The 19,575-nt window shown below is 50.5% G+C and carries 15 protein-coding genes; 6 read left to right on the forward strand and 9 right to left on the reverse strand.

Annotated elements, in window-relative coordinates:
• The first annotated feature begins 209 nt into the window (after positions 1–209).
• The 5 genes from GJR95_RS12875 (at position 210) to GJR95_RS12895 (ending at position 6,774) form a co-directional block, all read left to right on the forward strand.
• Complete coding sequence (locus tag GJR95_RS12875; protein WP_162386252.1) at positions 210–2,384, forward strand: hypothetical protein; 2,175 nt, start codon at positions 210–212, stop codon at positions 2,382–2,384.
• 135 nt (positions 2,385–2,519) lie between these two features.
• A complete protein-coding gene (locus GJR95_RS12880) occupies positions 2,520–3,293 on the forward strand; it encodes a hypothetical protein (protein WP_162386253.1) in 774 nt (257 codons plus the stop codon).
• The gene (locus GJR95_RS12885) at positions 3,290–4,498 is read left to right on the forward strand and encodes an aminoglycoside phosphotransferase family protein (protein ID WP_162386254.1); all 1,209 of its coding nucleotides are present in this window, start codon (positions 3,290–3,292) and stop codon (positions 4,496–4,498) included. The genes GJR95_RS12880 and GJR95_RS12885 overlap by 4 nt, the downstream gene beginning before the upstream one ends.
• On the forward strand, positions 4,495–5,481 hold the full coding sequence (locus GJR95_RS12890; RefSeq protein ID WP_162386255.1) for a T3SS effector HopA1 family protein: 987 nt from the start codon (positions 4,495–4,497) through the stop codon (positions 5,479–5,481). Before GJR95_RS12885 ends, GJR95_RS12890 begins: the two co-directional genes overlap by 4 nt.
• A gap of 9 nt (positions 5,482–5,490) precedes the next feature.
• A complete protein-coding gene (locus tag GJR95_RS12895; RefSeq protein ID WP_162386256.1) occupies positions 5,491–6,774 on the forward strand; it encodes a lanthionine synthetase LanC family protein in 1,284 nt (427 codons plus the stop codon).
• Between the two features lie 73 nt (positions 6,775–6,847).
• Here the strand turns inward: GJR95_RS12895 and GJR95_RS12900 are convergent, their stop codons facing one another.
• The 8 genes from GJR95_RS12900 to GJR95_RS12935 form a co-directional block, all read right to left on the reverse strand.
• Positions 6,848–8,332: a phosphatase PAP2 family protein gene (locus GJR95_RS12900; protein ID WP_162386257.1), complete on the reverse strand. Its 1,485-nt coding sequence runs from the start codon at positions 8,330–8,332 to the stop codon at positions 6,848–6,850.
• A gap of 105 nt (positions 8,333–8,437) precedes the next feature.
• Complete coding sequence (locus GJR95_RS12905; protein WP_162386258.1) at positions 8,438–9,349, reverse strand: hypothetical protein; 912 nt, start codon at positions 9,347–9,349, stop codon at positions 8,438–8,440.
• Positions 9,350–9,548: 199 nt separating this feature from the next.
• A complete protein-coding gene (locus GJR95_RS12910) occupies positions 9,549–11,096 on the reverse strand; it encodes a phosphatase PAP2 family protein (RefSeq protein ID WP_162386259.1) in 1,548 nt (515 codons plus the stop codon).
• Positions 11,097–11,107: 11 nt separating this feature from the next.
• Positions 11,108–12,004: a hypothetical protein gene (locus GJR95_RS12915; protein WP_162386260.1), complete on the reverse strand. Its 897-nt coding sequence runs from the start codon at positions 12,002–12,004 to the stop codon at positions 11,108–11,110.
• Positions 12,005–12,074: 70 nt separating this feature from the next.
• Positions 12,075–14,297, reverse strand: a complete 2,223-nt coding sequence (locus GJR95_RS12920; RefSeq protein WP_162386261.1) for a TonB-dependent receptor family protein — start codon at positions 14,295–14,297, stop codon at positions 12,075–12,077.
• Positions 14,298–14,479: 182 nt separating this feature from the next.
• On the reverse strand, positions 14,480–15,601 hold the full coding sequence (locus tag GJR95_RS12925; protein ID WP_162386262.1) for a hypothetical protein: 1,122 nt from the start codon (positions 15,599–15,601) through the stop codon (positions 14,480–14,482).
• A 263-nt stretch (positions 15,602–15,864) separates the two neighbouring features.
• Positions 15,865–16,404 (reverse strand): hypothetical protein, encoded by a 540-nt coding sequence (locus GJR95_RS12930; protein ID WP_162386263.1) that lies wholly within the window; start codon positions 16,402–16,404, stop codon positions 15,865–15,867.
• 90 nt (positions 16,405–16,494) lie between these two features.
• Positions 16,495–17,271, reverse strand: a complete 777-nt coding sequence (locus tag GJR95_RS12935; RefSeq protein ID WP_162386264.1) for a DUF2490 domain-containing protein — start codon at positions 17,269–17,271, stop codon at positions 16,495–16,497.
• Positions 17,272–17,471: 200 nt separating this feature from the next.
• Between GJR95_RS12935 and moaA the strand changes: the two genes are divergently transcribed.
• Complete coding sequence (moaA, locus tag GJR95_RS12940; RefSeq protein ID WP_162386265.1) at positions 17,472–18,452, forward strand: GTP 3',8-cyclase MoaA; 981 nt, start codon at positions 17,472–17,474, stop codon at positions 18,450–18,452.
• A 75-nt stretch (positions 18,453–18,527) separates the two neighbouring features.
• Here the strand turns inward: moaA and GJR95_RS12945 are convergent, their stop codons facing one another.
• Complete coding sequence (locus GJR95_RS12945; protein ID WP_162386266.1) at positions 18,528–19,487, reverse strand: ABC transporter substrate-binding protein; 960 nt, start codon at positions 19,485–19,487, stop codon at positions 18,528–18,530.
• Positions 19,488–19,575 lie beyond the last annotated feature (88 nt).

Raw genomic sequence — 19,575 nt, forward strand, 5'->3', positions numbered from 1 at the left:
AACAGCTGCCCCCCATAATGCGTACATATACCCCTCAAAATCCTACCATTTACCTGCGCGGCAAAAACGAGTAATTGTGCGCTAAAACACTGACTGCCAACACCATACTTTTACTACACAAATACAGCTACTTCGCCAATATGGTTTCGGCGAAGCGTTCATTCCTGTGGAACGATTTTGTCACGGGCCATCTTAAATAAACCCTTTTCATGTTCACATCACCTTCTCCCAATGACCCAGAAAACGGGACAATGCTGTCTGACCATAACGCAACCGAATTTGCGTTAGAGCAGTTGTTTGGCCCTACAGATCCGAATCCGGCCGCACCCATTGTTGCCGATCCGGAAACATTTCATGATACCGTTCAGGAACTGATTCCTGAATTGCCGATTCCGCCGATACCCCTGGTAAAGAACCGCGTGAGTGGAAGCTACCGTAGTGCTGCTTCGAGCGGCTATGAACTGGAATTGCGAGTCGATGTCGATGGCGTTGGGCCAACCCAGCGTGTGAGTGGTGATTACTACTCGGTATCGGGCGCGACCAAAACCTATTTCGGGTCGTTTATCGTCAATGTAGTTAGTGTAACGTTCACCACTGCACAAGCCACGCTTACGGGTACTGCCGAGTGTACGTGGACAACGGATTTTCGCCGGTTGCAGATTACGATTCAGCGAACAACGATCTTTCAATCACCGGCACCCGCACAACTGCGTTGGTTTTCAGTGACAAACAATACTCCGGGTGCCGCCTATCAGTGTAATTATATATCCCGCTACTTCCGCACGGTCGTGCTGGAACAGGATTCATTGGTTGGCGTAACACCATTTGGCTCCTACAATACCGGCGGCTTACCATCGGGTGGGGCCGCCCGAACCCTGGGTGTTATTCCGTCCTACCGGGAAGCAGGCATCGATATACAGGTTGGGGGTACGACCAATGTGATCGCCAACAGCGGTGCTGGCGCCAATGGAACCTGGAGCGACGCCGAATTACACAACGCGATGCAGGCAAATTTCGCGCTGTGGCAAAACATTCCGCAGTGGAAAGTGTGGCTGTTTCATTCGTATCAGCACGATCTGGGACCCGGTTTGTATGGCATCATGTTCGATCAGCAGGGGCGGCAGCGTCAGGGTTGCGCAACGTTCTACCGGGGTATCGGTGGCACCACCAATGATCAGCTTAGGCTTCAGTTGTATACCAACGTGCATGAACTCGGCCACTGCTTCAACCTGATGCACTCGTGGCAGAAAAGTTATGCCCAGCCAGCGCTTCCCAATCGCCCATCGGCTCTATCCTGGATGAACTATCCCTGGAATTTCCCCGGAGGGCCAGCTGCTTTCTGGAATTCCTTTGATTTCCGGTTCGATAGTCAGGAGTTGATTCATTTACGGCATGCGTTCCGCGATAAGGTCATCATGGGTGGTAATCCTTTTACAGAAGGTGCTGCCCTTGATTCGGGCGATCTGTTTGCCGATACCATTGAGAACAATACGGGTCTGCAAATCGAGCTGGAAGCGAAACCAAGTTTTGCGTTGGGCGAACCGGTAGTAGTCGAGATTCGTCTACGCACCACCAGCACCCTCGGCAAATCGGCCAATACCTGTATCCATCCCAAGTTCGGCTACGTACACATCGGGATTGTGAAACCAGGCGGAAAGGTGGTCACGTATGAACCGCTGGCCGAATACCTGATGGAACCGGATATAAAACTGCTTACCGAAGAAAGCCCTTCGGCTTACGATAGTGCTTATATCGGCTACGGCAAAGACGGGTTCTACTTCGATCAGCCGGGCACCTACCAGATTCGGGCGTCTTATTTCCACCTCGATGGATCACGAATTGTATCCGACATTATCAAAATCCGGGTCAAATCGCCCCTATCGGCCGACGATGATTCGGTAGCCGACCTGCTTCTGGGCGATGATCAGGGCCAGCTCTTTTATCTGTTAGGTTCTGATTCTCCCTACCTCAAGGCTGGCAATGAGGCATTTGATCAGATAATCGATCAATTCCCAACGCATCCGCTCACGATGTATGCCAAATTGGCTAAAGGCGTGAATGATCAACGCACCTTTAAGTCGATCACAGAAGATAAAGAACTGACCGTTCGATCAGCCAAGCCAACCGAGAGTGCAGCCCTGTTAACTGACGTTGTCGACCAGTCGAAAGCGGGTGTCGAGTCGAAAGCGAGTGTCGGGCTGGATAACATCTCACTGAATATGGCTATGCGCAAACTGGCCAAAGCGCAATCGATGGAAGGAAACGACGAGGCAGCCAAAGAAACGCTGACCGATATGGTGAACTTTCTGGGCAAACAAACCAGTCGCCCACACGTGCGCAAGCTGATTCGGGAGCAGGCTAAAAACGCCCTTAAAGAGCCTTAGACCCAGCTAATGCCCTGTAGCCTACAGCATTGTTCTGCCTAAACGCGGGGTAATTCTGTAGGCTCATTAGTTACCAGCACCTACATCGAATCCAATCAACCGGATTATACTGACTAATTCTAAACCCTTTTTATCATGGCAGATCAAGCAAAGTTCGAATACGACGACTGGGTGGGGGCCGTGCGCCCTGATCCACGTAATACCGACCAGGTAACGCTCCTTCAGGGTTATATTGGCCAATCGTCGGAGAGCGGCCATATCCGCGTATACTCTGATGATTCGTTGAATGGCTTCGTCGAAGTACCCGAAGAAGCCATCGTGTATGCCCTTAAACTAAGTTCGACCGAATCATCGCTGGGTGGAAGTCGAATCTGGATACGGTCCGATACGGTTGTTACTCACGGTGACCCGAAGCTGGCCAACCGGCCCAAGAGTACCTTTCTGGAAGGTGACATTATGCAGCAGTACGGCGCATTCGGTCAGCCGGATACGACGCAGATGCAGGGATTTGCGGCTGCCGGACAGCCCGACACAACGCTCCAGGCGGCAACGATTGGTATTGCGTGCGGGCCATTAACCCGAGTTTCTGTTTGTCAGATTTGCGTTTCCACGCCAATCATTTGCCGGACGAGAATCTCAATCTGTCAATTACGGACCTGCTTCGTAACCCAGTGTGGATTGGCAACCTGTCAGATTACATTCTGCGGTAAATCGTGCTTCAGAACCGTATGCTGCATTCCAGCGGATCGGTTCCCGATCACCAAGACGCCTACCTTCCCAACCACCGAGCCAACGATCGGTCCCACCGGGCCATTTGGACAGCCGGGTGGTGCCGGATTCATGGGTGGTCAGCCAGACACGACGCAGATGGGTGGCTATTATGGCACATTCAACCCGTATATGTATTGATTAGACTGGCAGCGACTGGCTATTCCGAAGCTACCCAAATGGCTACAGATGCCAGTCGCTGTTTCTTAACTCCCACTCAGGCTATGCTGCTAACAGGTTTTACTATCGCCCACTATCTGCTGGATAAAGGCTATCTATCTTCCGAGTCGATACTCGATGGTCGGTTTACCGCTCATCTGGCATCCAGCCGCAATACGAACTACCTCATCAATCGGGATGCCAATAAGGGCTCACTATTCGTCAAACAGGTACAAGCCTGGGACCAGGAGAAAATAGAGACCCTACGTACAGAAGCTACCTGCTACTGGCTAGCTGAAAATGAAGCGGAATACGCCCAGCTCCGGAAATTTCTTCCCCCCTACCTCGCCTTCGATTCACAGAACCACATTCTGATTACAGAGGCCGTACAGGGAGCCATCAGTCTCAACGATTTTTATTTACAACAGCGGTCGTTTCCGTTACAATTAGCCACACGTCAGGCCGAACTGCTTGGCTCATTCCACAAAACCATTGCCCGATCCGTACAGGATGCACCAAGTTTTCGACTGTTCAGGAAGCAGGAGCCAGTGGTGTTTTTGTGGAGTTCATCGGGTTTCCCCGCCTATTCGGGCCATCAAAGTCAGGCCGAGCGCCAGATGGTACAACTGATTACGAAAAACGAGGACTATATGACACGGCTGTCAGCCGTTCGGGAGAAGTGGGAGGCAACCAGCCTCATCCACGGCGATATTAAACCGGCTAATTTCCTGATCAATCAGGATGCTCCGTCAACAGGTCATTACGATCTGCGCCTGATTGACTGGGAAACTGCCGATATTGGCGACCCCTGCTGGGATGTTGCAGCTATTTTTCAGAGCTATCTATTCTACTGGATTTACCACGAACCGCTACAGGGCCAGTCGGCACAAAATTCGTATGCCAGCTATGGCTTTTCGCTCGAAACCATGCAACCGTCCATGCGTCAGTTCTGGCAAACCTACATCCGCTTAATGGACTGGACGGCCGAAGAAGCTGAAGCCAACCTGAGTAAAATTGTTGGGTACTGCGCCCTGAAACTGATTCATACCTGTTATGAAACGATCCAGCAGGCTTCGACCATGCCGCTCCACAGCGCCCGTCTGCTTCAATTAAGTTTAAACATGCTACGCTCACCTGACGAAGCTATCTGGTCAGTGCTGGGTATTCCAAACGCAGTACGGCTATGAAAACCCACTACGAACACCAACTCGATGCGATCCTCAACGGATTACACATCGACCAGGCTCAGTGCCAGATTACGCTTAAAATCGATGGTTCTCAGACTACGTATAAACCGGATACGCTACAGGCGACCTTATCGGGTCTGATCTATCAACATTTTTACTGTGCCGCCGATCCAGCTGCCCCGGCCCTCGCTGGTTTGCCGTCCGACGATTCGTTTATGGACGAATTGAGTCGAAACAACCATAGCGTTGAAACGTTCGACACGGCCTGGTCTGTCGAAACGGTAGACCAGGCCGGAATACCCTACGTCACGAAAGGCAATGACCGACGGATGGTCTATGCGGGCGAGTTCGTTTACGACACCCCAAAACGAGGACCCGCTCAGGCTGGCGATACGGTCCGGCTACTCATGCACCGCGAACTTCGGGATTTACAGAGTGGCTTTTATTACGTGTTCGGCCAAACGCCCGGCGAGGATTCGATCACCCTACAGACCCGGCTTTATTTTCACTCGACACCAGAGGGCAGTCTTCGGCTGGTGTCCTGGGTGACGCAGATGCTCAATAAGTATCGGATACCCTTTCAATTTAAATGCCTCAACCATCCCGATTTGTATGGTCGCAGCGACTCGGCTGTGCTTTATCTGTCAAAACCATACGTGAACGTTGTGCTGGATTTATTGACGGAAGCACTGCCTGATTTGGAACCCTGGCTACAACCGTCCATTCCGCTCTTCACCCGATTGATCGCACCGGGCATTGGCTTTGCCGAAAGTCCACCCAACCCCAGCGAAAGTTTTGGAACAAGCCGAAGTGGTCTTATTGCGCAGGGAATTGCCAATGCCGTAGCGAAACAGCAACCTGGCGAAACATACAACGAAGCCGTGCAGTCGCTATTCGACAAGCTAGGTCTTTCGCTTGATCAGCCTTACCGCAATCCTCAGTCAAAATACACTTACACGTTCCCCACTCATTCGACTAACTAAATCCTGCTCATGGAAACGCTTACCGCTCCTCAGGTTTCAACTACAGCTACGACGCTCGAAACGAGCTTTATGGAAACAGCCGCTCAAATTGGCCGGACTTTATGCCGTGATGCGATTTGGTTTGGTTCACGCTGCAACTTTCTGTCATCGACCAACGACCCGGCTTTTGAGTATCCCAAGCCTTATTTCAAATCGCTCGAAGCCGATTTTTATTCAGGATCAGCGGGTGTGGCTTTTTTTCTGGCAGCACTCTACAACGCCACCGGCGACCGCCTTATCCGAAAAACAGCGATAGGAACCCTACAAAATTCGCTGGAAACAGCACAGCTCATTCCCGCACACTCGACTTTAGGTTTCTTTGCCGGTTGGACAGGTATTGCCTACGCAACGATTCAGGCGGGGCTGTGGCTACATGATGACGAACTGACCGTTCGGGGCCACCACCTGCTCGACAGGATTACGAAACTCGATGTGCAACAGGCTGGAATCGATGTAATTGACGGAACGGCCGGTGCCATTCCGGCCCTGATTAAACTAGAACGCGCCCAGCCGTCGCCCACGCTTCGTTCACTCATCGTTCAGCTCGCCGATCAGTTGGTGAGTCAAGCCGAACGGTCGCCAGAAGGCACGTCGTGGAATACCGTCATGGGTGCCGACCATCGGAATCTAACCGGGCTGGCTCATGGGGTTGCAGGCATTGTTAACGCCCTGTTCGAAGCGTTCACGCTGACCCAGGATGTTCGTTATCGGGATACTGCCTTTGAGGGCTTGCGGTACGAAAATACCTTTTTCAATCAGCAGGAGCAGAACTGGCCCGATTTCCGCATGAAAAGCCAGCCGACTACGTATAACCTTACTGAAGAGTCGACTGGCCCAACCTGTTCGTGTGCCTGGTGTCATGGTGCACCCGGTATTGCCCTCTCGCGGTTGCGCGGGTATGAACTCACCCGGCATCCGGCGCTGAAAACCGAAGCGCTCACGGCTCTGCATACAACGGCAAAACAGCTCACCTGGGATCAGCAAATGAATTTTTCGCTCTGCCACGGATTGGCGGGTAATGCGGACGTGCTGCTGGAAGCCGCCGACATTCTGGCTATGCCCGACTGGCACGCGCAGGCAACAGCCATTGGCCAACTGGGACAGGAACGCTACCAGCAGACGGGCCTGTGGGCGAACGGCTTATACAACACCTTTCAGATTCCTGATTTTATGCTTGGCTTATCAGGTATAGGCTATTTTTACCTGCGGCTGGCTGATGCAACGACCTATAAATCGGCACTCATTATGCGATAAATCCAGTTTTGTGCTATTTGAGATGGTCAAATAGCACAAAACTGGATTTACTTCGTGATTTTATTAAAAAGCGCTATTTCGCTCCGTCGGCCTTCGCTGATTCAACCGCTATGGTACCAACAGCCGTACCAAGTTTTGCCCCGGCTTCATTATCGAAACGAAACGAAGTGCCGCCATACAATTCAGACAACGTTGCTTCCGTAAGCTGTGCATTCAGCGTAGTGGCTTCGTCCGGGAATAAATAAAGTAATACGGCCGTAGCAGCCGACGCAAAGGTGGCATGCTCGGATGTGTAACCCGGTGTATTGGAAATAATCGTTGCCGTTTTGATCGTTGGGTCGATCTGCGAAGGGCGGGGTACAAAATAGGTAAACTTGGTTGCCCAGCAGGCCGTGCCCCCATCCTGCAGGGCACGATTCACGAGCGCATAGGTACGGGCTGCCCGAAGTTCGTTCTGACGATATTGATGAATAAACTCTTCAGTTATCATATTCCAATGGCCTGGAATCGTGTATGTGCCCGTGCCATCGTCCCATTTAGCCGCAATGCGTGATTGATCGCGGGTGCGGGCGTCGGCCATTGTGCGAACTTCTGTCAAATCCTTTTGAAATGACGCCGATGTTGTCGCTGGGGGCGCAGCAGAAAGGTTTTTGGCAATTGCCGTTGAGTCGAACCAGGTTTTTACTTTTCCCGCTAAAGGCAATATAGGGGGTCGGGTCGGAATAATCAGGCTTGTCCATTTAACATCGTATGGTGCTTTGGCAAGCAAGGTGGTCCAGGTGTTATTGGGGTCGTTGGCAGTGCTGAAACGGTCGGTTTTAAGCCGATCAACCACTTTTGTCGTTACGGCAGCCCCAATAGCCTCGCCACCTTTTATATCGCTCGAAACGTTGGCCCCATTCCAGATCCGGCTCTGCTTATGCTCGGCGGCTTTCGTCTTAAGCCAGGGTGCTTCATTCGGGAAGAAATAAGCCAGCATCTGACACGAAACCTCGGCAACAGCGGCATCTTCTGACGGATACGATGGTACGTTGGCAACCGGTGCGCGGGTGATCACCCCCTGATCGACCAGCGATGGGCGGTTGTATTGGTATTTGGCCCGCCAGGCAACGACCAATGCATCATATTGTGCAACGCTGAGCGCAGCATAGAGCCGGGCCGCAAACGGCGCACTGGCCGGTGAGTTCGTTGCATCCAGCGGATTACCTGATTCCGTATTGTATTTAGCCACCAATTGACGGGCAATCTGGTTCCAGCGGGTCACTCCGCCAACTGCCCAATAATTAATGGCCGTAATTTTTTCCGGCTCCAGACTCGCTACGCCATTTTTGACCTGAGCGAATTCGCTTTTGTAGGCATCGGAGGTGATCGCATCTGGTTGCGGAACGCTAATATCACCTGTGGATTTGAGCACGATCGTTCGCCAGTTACCGCCACTGGGGTCCACCGTAGCAGGTTCGCTGAACGGCAGAACACCCTCGTCGATAACGGGTTCTTTACAACCCGATACCCACAGGAAGAGAACGCTTAAAGAAACGATAGAAAGTAACTTATTCATTCTTGACTTGATCACAAAGCGTACGAAGTAGATGAAATGTACACGACGAATTTCTTGAGACCATTGAGCTTTTTTGTACTCATTGTGCCCCTGTTTTTCTCTAAATTATCGGGCGATTCGCCCAATTACCAACCCACCCGTAACTCGGGTAGACTTACCAATATTTTGCCCATCGAGGGTTGTGCTGTAGCCTGCCGTTAAACCGAGCTGGCCCACTACTTTCAGATAAACTGTAGCACCCACCCGCGAAAAACCAACTGCATTTGTTGGAAATGGAATGCCAGGTGCAATATTCGTTCCTTCACCATAAGGCGTTTGTTGTTGAAACCAGGCATCTACATAAAGTGGCTTGGTAACAATCCCCGTCCGGATAATTAGCTCGGTCACGTCAGGCACATTGACTTTGGAACCACTGTTTGAATTTAGCTGATCGGGATCATAGTAATTAACGACATGATCGAGTGTCACCTGACCACGCCGAATATAGCCGTATTGGCCTGTCAGGAAGAACGGTCCGCTTTTAAAGTGAAGCATCGTACGACCATCGAGATTTTTAGAACCCCGTCCAATCGCAATCAGATCGTCGTTAATGTAATTCTGGAGTGGCATGGAATAACCAATCGCAAACAGCCACGATAGCCGGGCTTTCCCGAACTTGTAGTCATAGGCTTCCCACCGTAAAGCCGCCGAAATATCCTGAAACCCTTCCTGTTTCTGCCGATAACCCGCGTTGGATTCGGTTCGAATATAGGGAGCCGACACGATCAGATCGAGGTCGTAACCCAGGCCGAAACTTCCATACAGATTAACCGCCTGCGACGTGACCGTGCCCAGATTAGGATCACGCGTCTGGGTTTTGTTGATGTAGTAGGAATCGTAGGTTTCCTGCGAATAAGAAATCCCTAAATTGGCCTTGCGGTCACCGCGCATAAAGCCGTCAACTAAGCCCTGAGCGTGTGTTTGCCGGGCTAGGCTCAGCAGGACAATAGCAACGAATGTGAATGGTATGAATCGCATAATTCTGCTTTAGGCAGGTAAAGGTAGCCGTTAGCCCGTATCGTTCCCATTAAATTGGGGGATTCTGTGCCAGTGGTCTTTGCTAGTAACGATCAGAATCAGGAATGTCTTATGATACGTACCAAAAACAATAGTCCCCGGCCACAAAGTAGTCGGGGACTTATAATTAACCTATGATTAAGAAAACTCTGAGTGTCTTTTACAGGCCTGACCCGTCGGCTTTGCCACGAGCTACTGCATAAGACCCAATATTTTTACCACACGTCAGTCCTACTGTGCAATCGAACCGGTAGTGAATTAATCCGTAAATCCGCGAGTCTGACGCTTCCTGCGCCTGTGCCCAGAAGGCATCGGCCTGATCAGGAAATATGCTGCCCAGCACAACAGCGGCAGCTGCTGAAAAGGTGGAGTGGCCCGATGTATAGGACGGGAAGTTGGGTAATCCGACGGACGTTTTAACCCCAAATTGCTGCGGACGAGGATAGTAATAGTAGTACTTCGTTTCCCAGCAGCAGATACCGGCATCCATGAGCGCCGTATTGACCAAAGCCAGTGTCCGCGCCATACGCACCTCGCTATATTTGGCATCCATGCCCGCGTTGGCTGCCGTACGGTTCCAATGGCCCGGCGGTGTATAGCTACCTGCGCCATCGGCCCAATAGTTAGCAATCCGGGCCTGTTCACGCGTTTGACTTTTGTTGATATCTTTCAGCTCATTGAGTGCCGTCGTGAACTCCTGGCTGTTCAGGGCTGGTGGTGCCTCGGGCCGTAGTTTCACTTTGGTTGCCGCATCAAAGTTCCAGGTGATGACGGCCCCGTAGTTTGGCAGCATCGGCGGCCGGAGCGGGCTCTCCTGGCTTAACCAGACGTCGGCCAGACCACGGGCTTTAGCCGATTCAATCATACCAGCCGTTAACGCCTGATTATTAGCGGCACCCATACCATCGGCTCTGGCGCGGGTCATTACTTTTGCCGCTACCTGATTACCCAGATCAGCGCCAGCCGTAAGATCACTCGCTACATTCATACCCGCCCACAAACGGCTATTCTGATGTTCGGCCAGTTTGGCATCCAGAAAAGGACCTTCACCAGGAAACATAGCCTTCAGGATAGTGTAGGATGCAGTAGCCACAACGGCATCTTCGGATGGATACGATGGCAACGACGATGTGGGCAATGCCACCCGAATCGTGGCATCTATTTTGCCGGGAGCCGATCGCTTATACTTGTATTTATAGCTCCAGGCAGCCACTAGTGCGTCGTACTGGGCTACATCCAGATAGGCCAGGGCACGGGCCGCATAGGGCGGGTTGGCAAACGGAAACCTGGGATCAGCCAGTGGATTGGCGGCATCGGGCACCGGGTATTTACCATCAGCATTTGAAGCGGGCGGCACATTGTATCGGGCCGCTAGTTCACGAGCGATCTCATTCCACCGGTAAACGGCACCGGTTCCCCAGTAAACAACGGCCTGTTGCTGTTCGGTTGTCAGGCTGGCTGATTTTGTCTTTAGATCAGCCAGTTCGGCCAGATAGGCTGTCGACGTGGTTGATGTTGGTTCCGCAACCGTCACATCGGTGGGTGCGCTCAGCACGTAGGTTTTCCACGTACCCGCTTTTTCATCGACACTAGTCGGCGTATAGCCTACGCGCAACGGTTCTGTAATGCTTTTGTCGCAGGAAACAATCGCGACTGACATGCCTGCTACTGCACTGCAAATGGCCAGAAAGTGAATATACTTTTTCATGACGTTACGGTCTATTTCTTGAAATCGATTTGGTATAATAATCCTACAGTATAGCTGGTGCTCTGGCCAACATTACGCCCATCAACGACATAGCCAATACGAGCGTTGACACCGATGTTTCGGGGCTGTACTTTGCCATACCAGCCTATTGATGTTGCTTCCATATTATTTGTTGGGTAAGGCATATCGTTCCGGCGAATGTCGTCGCCAGTTAGTCCAGCCATTCGCTCAGCCCAAACTTCGGTTTGCCAGGTCTTCCGTAAAATACCCAGGCGTATTCCGGCATCGTAGGTATTGGGTACATTTACTTCGTTGGTATTATAAACCCGGCCGTCGGCCTGATAGGCATCGCGGTCAACCTTAATGGTACTCCGCCAGTTATACGAACCATGGGCCGTCAGGTACAGGCCGGTTTTGGAATGCCTGTAGTTAAGCAATAAGCGGCCTGTTGCAGTGCGTGCCTGTAAGCCGATGGACATCGGCAGAAAATCCGGCACATAATTACCAACAGGCAACGATCCGCCGATGATGGTATGTACCGAAAAACCACCCGCTTGCCAGGCTTTCACTTTCAGCCAGCCTGATAGATCCTGAATCCCTTTCTGCCCCATCAAATTACCGGCACTGGTGCTGGTCCAGACGTAGGGCAGACTCAGAATTACATTTACCCGGTTGCTTATTCCGATGGCAGGCATCAGCATAACACTCTGGGTTGTATGCTTACCGATATTCAGGTTTTCGCGTTTGAGCGAACCTTCCCAGTACTCAGTCCAGGTACTTTGGCTATACATCCCGGCCACGCAGACGGAACCTTTACCCATGTAAATCGCATCATTCGGCATCTGCGCTTTTGCCAAGAATGGGGCCAGCAACGATGCGCTAATCAGGCACTTTAGAATTGTTTTCATTTGGTATTCAGTAAGTCAAAAGTTCACGATGGTAATCCTTCAATTCGTTTGTCATTAGAAAAACTGGTTGTTACAACCTAAACCCAACCGTCAGCACGGCACTTCGACCATCGGAAGGCCACACGCCAGGTCCCGGATAAAAAGTCGGGCGTTTGGTAAAATATTGCTTGTTGAGCAGGTTATTGATACTGCCCCGTAGGGTTAGTTGACGACCAATAGACCAGGTTCCGTTCAAATCCCAAAGGCTGTAAGCCGGTACAGGACCAACGGCTCCATTGGCCGATGCTACTCCCGTATTGAGCGCATCCGAGAAGGTTTCGCTCACGTAGCTGTACTGGAGCGTCAGACTCGCCGTTCCATAGCGGGCCGTCAACCCATTCCGCGTTGTCCAGCGAGGAGCCGACTCCACCCGATTACCCGTAACCGACCGATTCTCGGTTCCCGCCGATACACGCCCGTTCAGGTAGCGGGCATTGTTGTAAGCTGTTGATGTAAAGCCACTAATCAGCACTTTCTCGGTCCGAAGAATTTGTGATTCGATCAGTGCTTCGACACCCGTACTGCGACTATCGCCAATGTTCGTCCGGAAAATGTAGTTCGTTCCATCGGTATTCGTTAGCAGCACCGTGCCCAGCCGATTTCGATAGAGCAAATCGAAGGCTGTTATGTTGACGTGCAAGCCCTGCCAGCGACCCTCAATGCCTAATTCGGCATTATACCCATAGGCGTCTTTCAAATTCTTGTCAATCCGTTCGTAGACCGACGTTGGGATAATGTCTTTAAACACCACCGGTCGATAAGCCTGCGCCCAGCCACCGTATACTTTGACCGTTTCATTAAACTGGTATTGTGCGTTGATCCCCAACAAAGCAAACTTGTGGCTGATGTTAGTCGGAAGATTCTCAGGGTCATAATACGTGATGATACCCCGCATTTCAGTCGTTCCGTTTTCGATCCGAATGCCGGGCGAAACTGTTAGCCGATCGGTCAGATGAAACTGGCTTTCGGCAAAGGCAGCCAAATTCTTCGTCTGAAAGTGCAGATCGCGTTTGAAGGGGCTGGTCAGCGATAGATCGAAATCGCTGGCAGTGGTTCCAACGCCGAGTTGCCGCCGGTGCAAATCGGTGCTCATCAGTTGAACACCTCCAGCCGCCGTTGCCTGTACAGGACCCAGCTTATAGTGGTGCAACAACCGGATTTCGGTGGTATAACTATTGAAATTATCAATATCAACCTGTCGGGCTCTATACTGTCCCGTAGCCCGATTGATGGTATCGGGTACCGTCGCAAAGGCATCCAGCTGAACGCTGTTTCGGGCTCCCAACACGGCCGATGATGTCCAGAGCAGCCGCGTCCGGTCGGAAAGCTGCCAGTCGAGTTTTAGCGATGGGACATAAATATCGGGGTTAAAGTAGTTGCGGCTCCGGGTCGACTGACGCGGGTCCTGGGCAAACATCGCATCGGTCAGGGGGCCAGGAATCTGGTAGGTGTAGGCTGATCGTCCCATTTCGGCCGTTATTCCCAACCGCTGGTTTGCCTGATAGTGTAATCGTCCAAATTGAGCGTCTGCTTTGGATTCGCTATTCTGCCGATAGCCGTCCGAATGACGCCGATAGTAATACGCATAATACGTCCATTTACCGACCCGCCCCCCAATGGCATTGTAGGTGCTCAGTAAGCCATAGGACCCAATCGAGTTAACCGTCTCGAACCCAAAGCGCCGTGTACTGTCGGCCCGCTTGGTTACGTAGTTCAGCATACCCCCAAATTGGGCTCCATACTGAAGCGAAGCCGTTCCGCGAACGAACTCAACTCGTTCAATACTTTCCATGGGTGCCGAATAATGACTGGCCGGATAGCCATACATATCGGAATTAGTGATGACCCCATTCTGGCGAATATTATTCTCCCAGGATCGGTGTGGGTCCAGTCCCCGCGTCGAAATATTGACCTGATTACCAGTTCCATCCATATCATAGACGAACACGCCCGGAATCCGGGCAAACACCTGCCGGGGTGTTTTCTCGGCCACATTGGCATCAATATCCGATAACTTAATCACTTCACTACGCTTGCCACCCATCAGATAGGTGCCATGCACTTCGGGGAGCGCGTCAATAACTGTTGACTTAATTCCTTTTACCGTTACCTGGTTTAGCATACGGGCTGGTAGTGAATCAGTGTCCTGTTTGGGGCTTAATTCCCGTTTACCAGTCATATCCTGAGCAGACAACTGCGTGGATAGAAAAATCACAAAGCCAATAAACCTTATTTTTAGTTGAGTTTTTTTCATAATCAGGCAGTAACGTTGATCACTATTTCATTCCAGTTCTAATCCTGTATTCCGGGCCGTATTGATTTTTTATTCTACTGATAAGTCCTTGCTTTATGGCTACTAATCAGATCATTGTGAGTAAGCTGATTAGTAGCTATAAAGGCCATTTTTTCACCGAAAATGCCTTTTCGGCGGAGCAGTTAGAACCAGCGGGATAAACTGATAGATACTAAGTAGTCGGCAAAGGCCGCATCGCCGTGTTTCAGACCTAATGGATCTAACCGATCAGCATAGCTCTTAATGCGGTTACGATAAACGGCAATCGGCACCGTAGCGGCAACTGACGTTTTGTGGCGCATATAAGCCAGTCCAGGCTCAACAGACACGATGTAACCCGGCCGACGGAAACCCGCACTGCCCCCAAACGCATCGATAGCAGGCACACCTTCGACACGACCGCCCAGCATCACCGACAATCCCGGAATGGCCGAAATAGACTGGCTTAAGCCAACACGGGCTGCAAACTGGTCAGCTACGGAGAACGTACCCGTTACCAGATCAATGGTAGTGGCCAGTGGATTGCGCAACACCCCATTGGTTTCGCGCGGATTGAACAGATAAAAACCATTCGCATAAGCTGTCAGGCCCTTCGTCAATTGAGCATATCCCTGTAATTCAACACTCACACCAACACCTCCATCACCGAGTTGAATCGACTGATCGACCGGTAGTTCTATGGTATAATCCTTACCTTCTTTATTCAGTTTATGAAACTGGTCGGTTGCCTGATAATTGCCCGTCGGCAATTTAACGCCGAGCCCAACAGCCAGATTGGCTTTTGGTAACCTGACCGGATTAACGATCCAGTAGCTACCCGAAAGGCGCAGGTCGCCAATGCCGTCTGAGCCCGTATGGAACCGCTTTTGATCCGGATTTTGCGCTACTGCGTTGCCATAATGTTCGTAGAGCGAAGAACGGTCGTTGTATTGAATTGGCAGATTGACCGAAAACGAAAGTCGCTGATTGACCAGGTAGGTCAGACCCAAATCGATGGCATGCGACACGTTGATAACCTGAGTTCCCTGCTCAACGCGCTGTTTCTGCTCTTCATCGCCCACAAAATGCTTGTAGGAGCGAAAGAAGCGATAACCCGCTGATACTTGCCAATGTCCGGTACGTTGTTTAAAATAATCGGCAGAATTTGCGCCGGCTGGTGCTGCAGAGCTCATATGGCGAACAGCCACACAGCCTTGTGCCGAGGATTGCGAATAAGAAATTAGTGTATAGGCTACCGCCAGAACGATAGTAGAAATCGTTTTCATACTTGAAATGTGTGAGTTAAACTAACTGAATGCCCAATGCAGGCAGGATGTGCATTTACGGAACCTATTGCCCAAAAATCAGGGGAATATGTCGGCTCGTCAGTAAAGGCAATAGGTTGTGCCGTGTTCGATGTATATGACTCAGCCAGTGGGTAATAAAACCTACTGAATTCATACCAGTTGATGGTACTGTACTCAATGGCACAGCCATCTGATCAGCATGACTAACTGAAAATACACGACACAACGATTCAGGAAATGCCTCAGACTTCGGGCGGAGGGGAATGAACGGGCAGGGAGCGAGCCGCAATCACGAATACGACTCCGGGAATACGAATGGCATCACGCCAGGTTGGAGGCAGGAAACTAAATATGGTTCGCGGATTAGGCGAATATTCTTTCAACAGGAACTTCAGGAGTTGATTTGTCTTCTTGTTGGACTCGGTAGATCCGGCAATACGATCGTTCAGGAACGAAAGCAAATCGCTTTGCCAGAACGAGCGGCCTTCCGTTTCCAGCCCCGCAATGTGAAGGGTATCGCCCTGAATTTCCAGACTTACTACACTGTAGTAATGACCACGATAGGTAAATCCATCTGTAGTTGTGCTGGTGATGGTACGCTCATCGGGCTTGTCTTTGAGCGGAATCTGGAACTCAACGATACTATCTACCGACCGATAAACCAGAAGTCGCTCAGATAAGTCATGTTCTGCCTGCCACCATGCACCCACGCCCACGAGCACATAGGCTAGTGTATGGTACAGAAGTAGTACAAACAGACCGATCGAAACGAGTTTCTTCACCAGAAATCAGTTAAATTTATCCCAAAAATAATACTAAAAATTAAACAAACTCTAACAAAGCTAGACTACAGCGTATTTTTACTCACTTTTTTATGGCGTATAGAGCCAAACACCTAGTTCCGACAAATCAAAACTCATAGCCCAGGTAGCTTGCAGTAAATGCAGATGGCGATGATCCTGTTGCGGATTACGAATCAAATCCTGAAACATATAACCTACTTCAAGCTTACCAAGTCTGTTCGTAGTATAACCCAATCCACCATAGATCCAATCTTCGCCATAAAACGCATTTTTTGAACTGATCGGGCTGTTTTTCGCTCCTGCCAGGCAGAAAAAAAATTCGTTTGACGCTGAAATGTAGAATCCAGTCTTCTTCTTTTGGGGATCATACAGTAACCAGTTAAAACCAACTTGATACCGCAATAAAGTCGCATACGACCATTGATCAGTGTGCCTATTGAGCGGATATCGCTCTTCATAGCGTAATCGATGAGACAATTTAGGATGCCCCAGAATGGGTAAATCATGAGTGGCAACCGTCTGCGCCCACAGACGATTTTCATTAACGCGTAAGCCAAACAGATTATGCTTTACGTAAGCATAGCCCAGACCAATCTGAAAATTGGGCGATAATTTGTAGCTTAGACTCGGTTGCAAATAGTATTGAAGCATAGTAACCGGATATTCCTTTGCGTTAACGGTTCGTCCGACGGCATCAATCGTAGCCGATGCATAGAAGTTATACTGGATTTTCCTGCTCAAACTTCCAGATTGCGACATAGCCGGAAAAAACCCGTAAAAAGTCCACTGTTGCGCGAAGCAAATTGACTCAGCCAGTAACAATCCGAACAAAAGAGTGTATCTCATTCATTGATCAGGAAGATAATCATCATTCCATAAGTATACACTAATCAAAATGTATGCCACTTTACGCATTTACTTCTTCGGTAAACAGAATTTATCGATTCAGCCTGACTGGTAAGCGCGTAAATCCTGTTATTGTAGACGATGATATCTGTCGGTCAATGCAATCAAATTGCATATTTTTGTGTTGGTTCAACATCCGTATGATCTACGACAACCACAATCGCCCCATTTCCTACCTTCGGCTGGCCGTGACAGACCGCTGTAATTTGCGTTGCTTTTACTGCATGCCTGAGGAAGGGATCAAATATCTTCCTAAGCACCAGTTGCTTACATATGAAGAAATGGAGCGAATCGTGCTGGTTCTGGCCCGACTGGGCGTTCAGAAGGTGCGGATTACGGGTGGAGAACCTTTCGTTCGGGCAGGTCTGATGGATTTTTTGCGTCGGCTGGCTGAAATCGACGGTCTGAAGGATATTTCGCTCACAACGAATGGCGTATTGACAGCACCACATGTAGCTGATCTGGTTGCCCTTGGCGTTCGCTCCGTCAACTTAAGCCTGGATACGCTCGACCGCGAACGGTTCCGGCAAATTACCCGACGTGATGAATTGCCCGCTGTGCTGAAAACGCTGGATGCGCTGCTGGAAGCCGGGATTCAGACAAAAATCAATGCCGTTGTGATGGATGGGCAGAATACCCAGGATCTGATTCCACTGACCGACCTCACCCGGACATTACCCGTCGATGTGCGGTTTATTGAAGAGATGCCATTTAATGGCGAGGGTAGTCATTACCCGGTATTACACTGGACCCACCGGCGTATTGTCGACGAAATCCGGACTTATTACCCCAATCTGCAAAAAATACCCGATCCGCAGTTTTCCACATCGGCTAATTACCAGATTCCGGTCCATCAGGGAACAATTGGCGTTATTGCAGCCTTCAGCCGTACCTTCTGTGGCACCTGCAACCGCATTCGCCTGACAGCGCAGGGTACGCTTAAAACCTGCCTGTATGACAACGGAGTATTGGATGTTCGTGCATTGATCCGATCGGGTGCATCGGATGACGAACTGACCAGTGCGTTTCTTCGGGCGTTCGCCCATCGTCCGGCCAACGGTTTTGAAGCCGAACAAAGCCGGGATACCGTTACCGAATCCATGTCGACAATCGGTGGCTGATCAGTTGTCGTACCACCTGATTGTGTTGTCGGGCGGAACGTATTGCTAACGCGAACAAGGCTGCACCGGTCGTCTTTATAACCGAATTGGCACCGACACGTTTTCCAGATATTCGTTTGTAAACAGCGTGTCAGCATTCATTTGCTGGATTAGTTCGCCTTCGCGATCGATCAGCATGTGATTGCGAATCATCCAGTTGGCAAACGACGCCCAAACACTTCGGTGCATAAAGCCCCAATTGCCCTCACCATCCAGATAGTAACACGATGCCAAACGCTGGCTTTGCTCAACAAAATTTCGGTCGGCTAATGATGCATGTCCGGCCGTTTTGATCAGCATGCGAGCCGCTTCATCAGGCTTCCTGACGGCAAACCGAAATCCAGCCCCTGTTGCCTCCAGAAACCGGCGTAAAACATCGGGATTTTGATCGATCCAGGAGCGGTGCGCTGTCAGCACTGGATTATAGCCGTAAGGTATTCCATAATCATCGAACAGAAACTGATTTATGTCGATGCCTTCGATGTCGGCCCGAACGCCTTCCCATGTTAACCAGAACCAGGCTGCGTCAACTTCACGCGTCAACAAGGCACGCCAGATGCCCGACCACGCTGATTTATGGGCAACGAACTGGCCACGCCCATCGTCGTTCTGAATCAATTGCCGGATAATATCTTCCTCATACCGAGCGCCATAGGATGCATAGACTTTCCCATCTAACTGCTGCGGCCGGTCGATTCCACTTTCCCGAAGCGTCACAATTGCGCTGACATCACGAGCAAGCACCGTGGCTAATGCCACTAACGGATTGCCGTTCGTTTGATAACTAATAACGCTTTCTGAAGGCGTAATAGCCAGTTCGCACCTATTCTGAGCCACTCGCCGGGCTGGCATCAGTTGGTACTCATCCTGATCAGGAGAGATGAACTCTACATCAAGGCCAGCCTTCTGGTAAGATCCATTCGCCAGAGCGACATAAAATCCGGTGTGGTTAGTGTTAGGCGTCCGGTCAAGCGCCAAACGAATTTTTGTATTCATGGTATTCGGTACTATTACGGCTTATTTAACCATCCTGACGTGGGAAGGTTTTTTGCAAACGTATGGAAATAGTTGATAGTATGTATTA

The organism is Spirosoma endbachense (genome assembly GCF_010233585.1).
Taxonomy (GTDB): Bacteria; Bacteroidota; Bacteroidia; order Cytophagales; family Spirosomataceae; genus Spirosoma; species Spirosoma endbachense.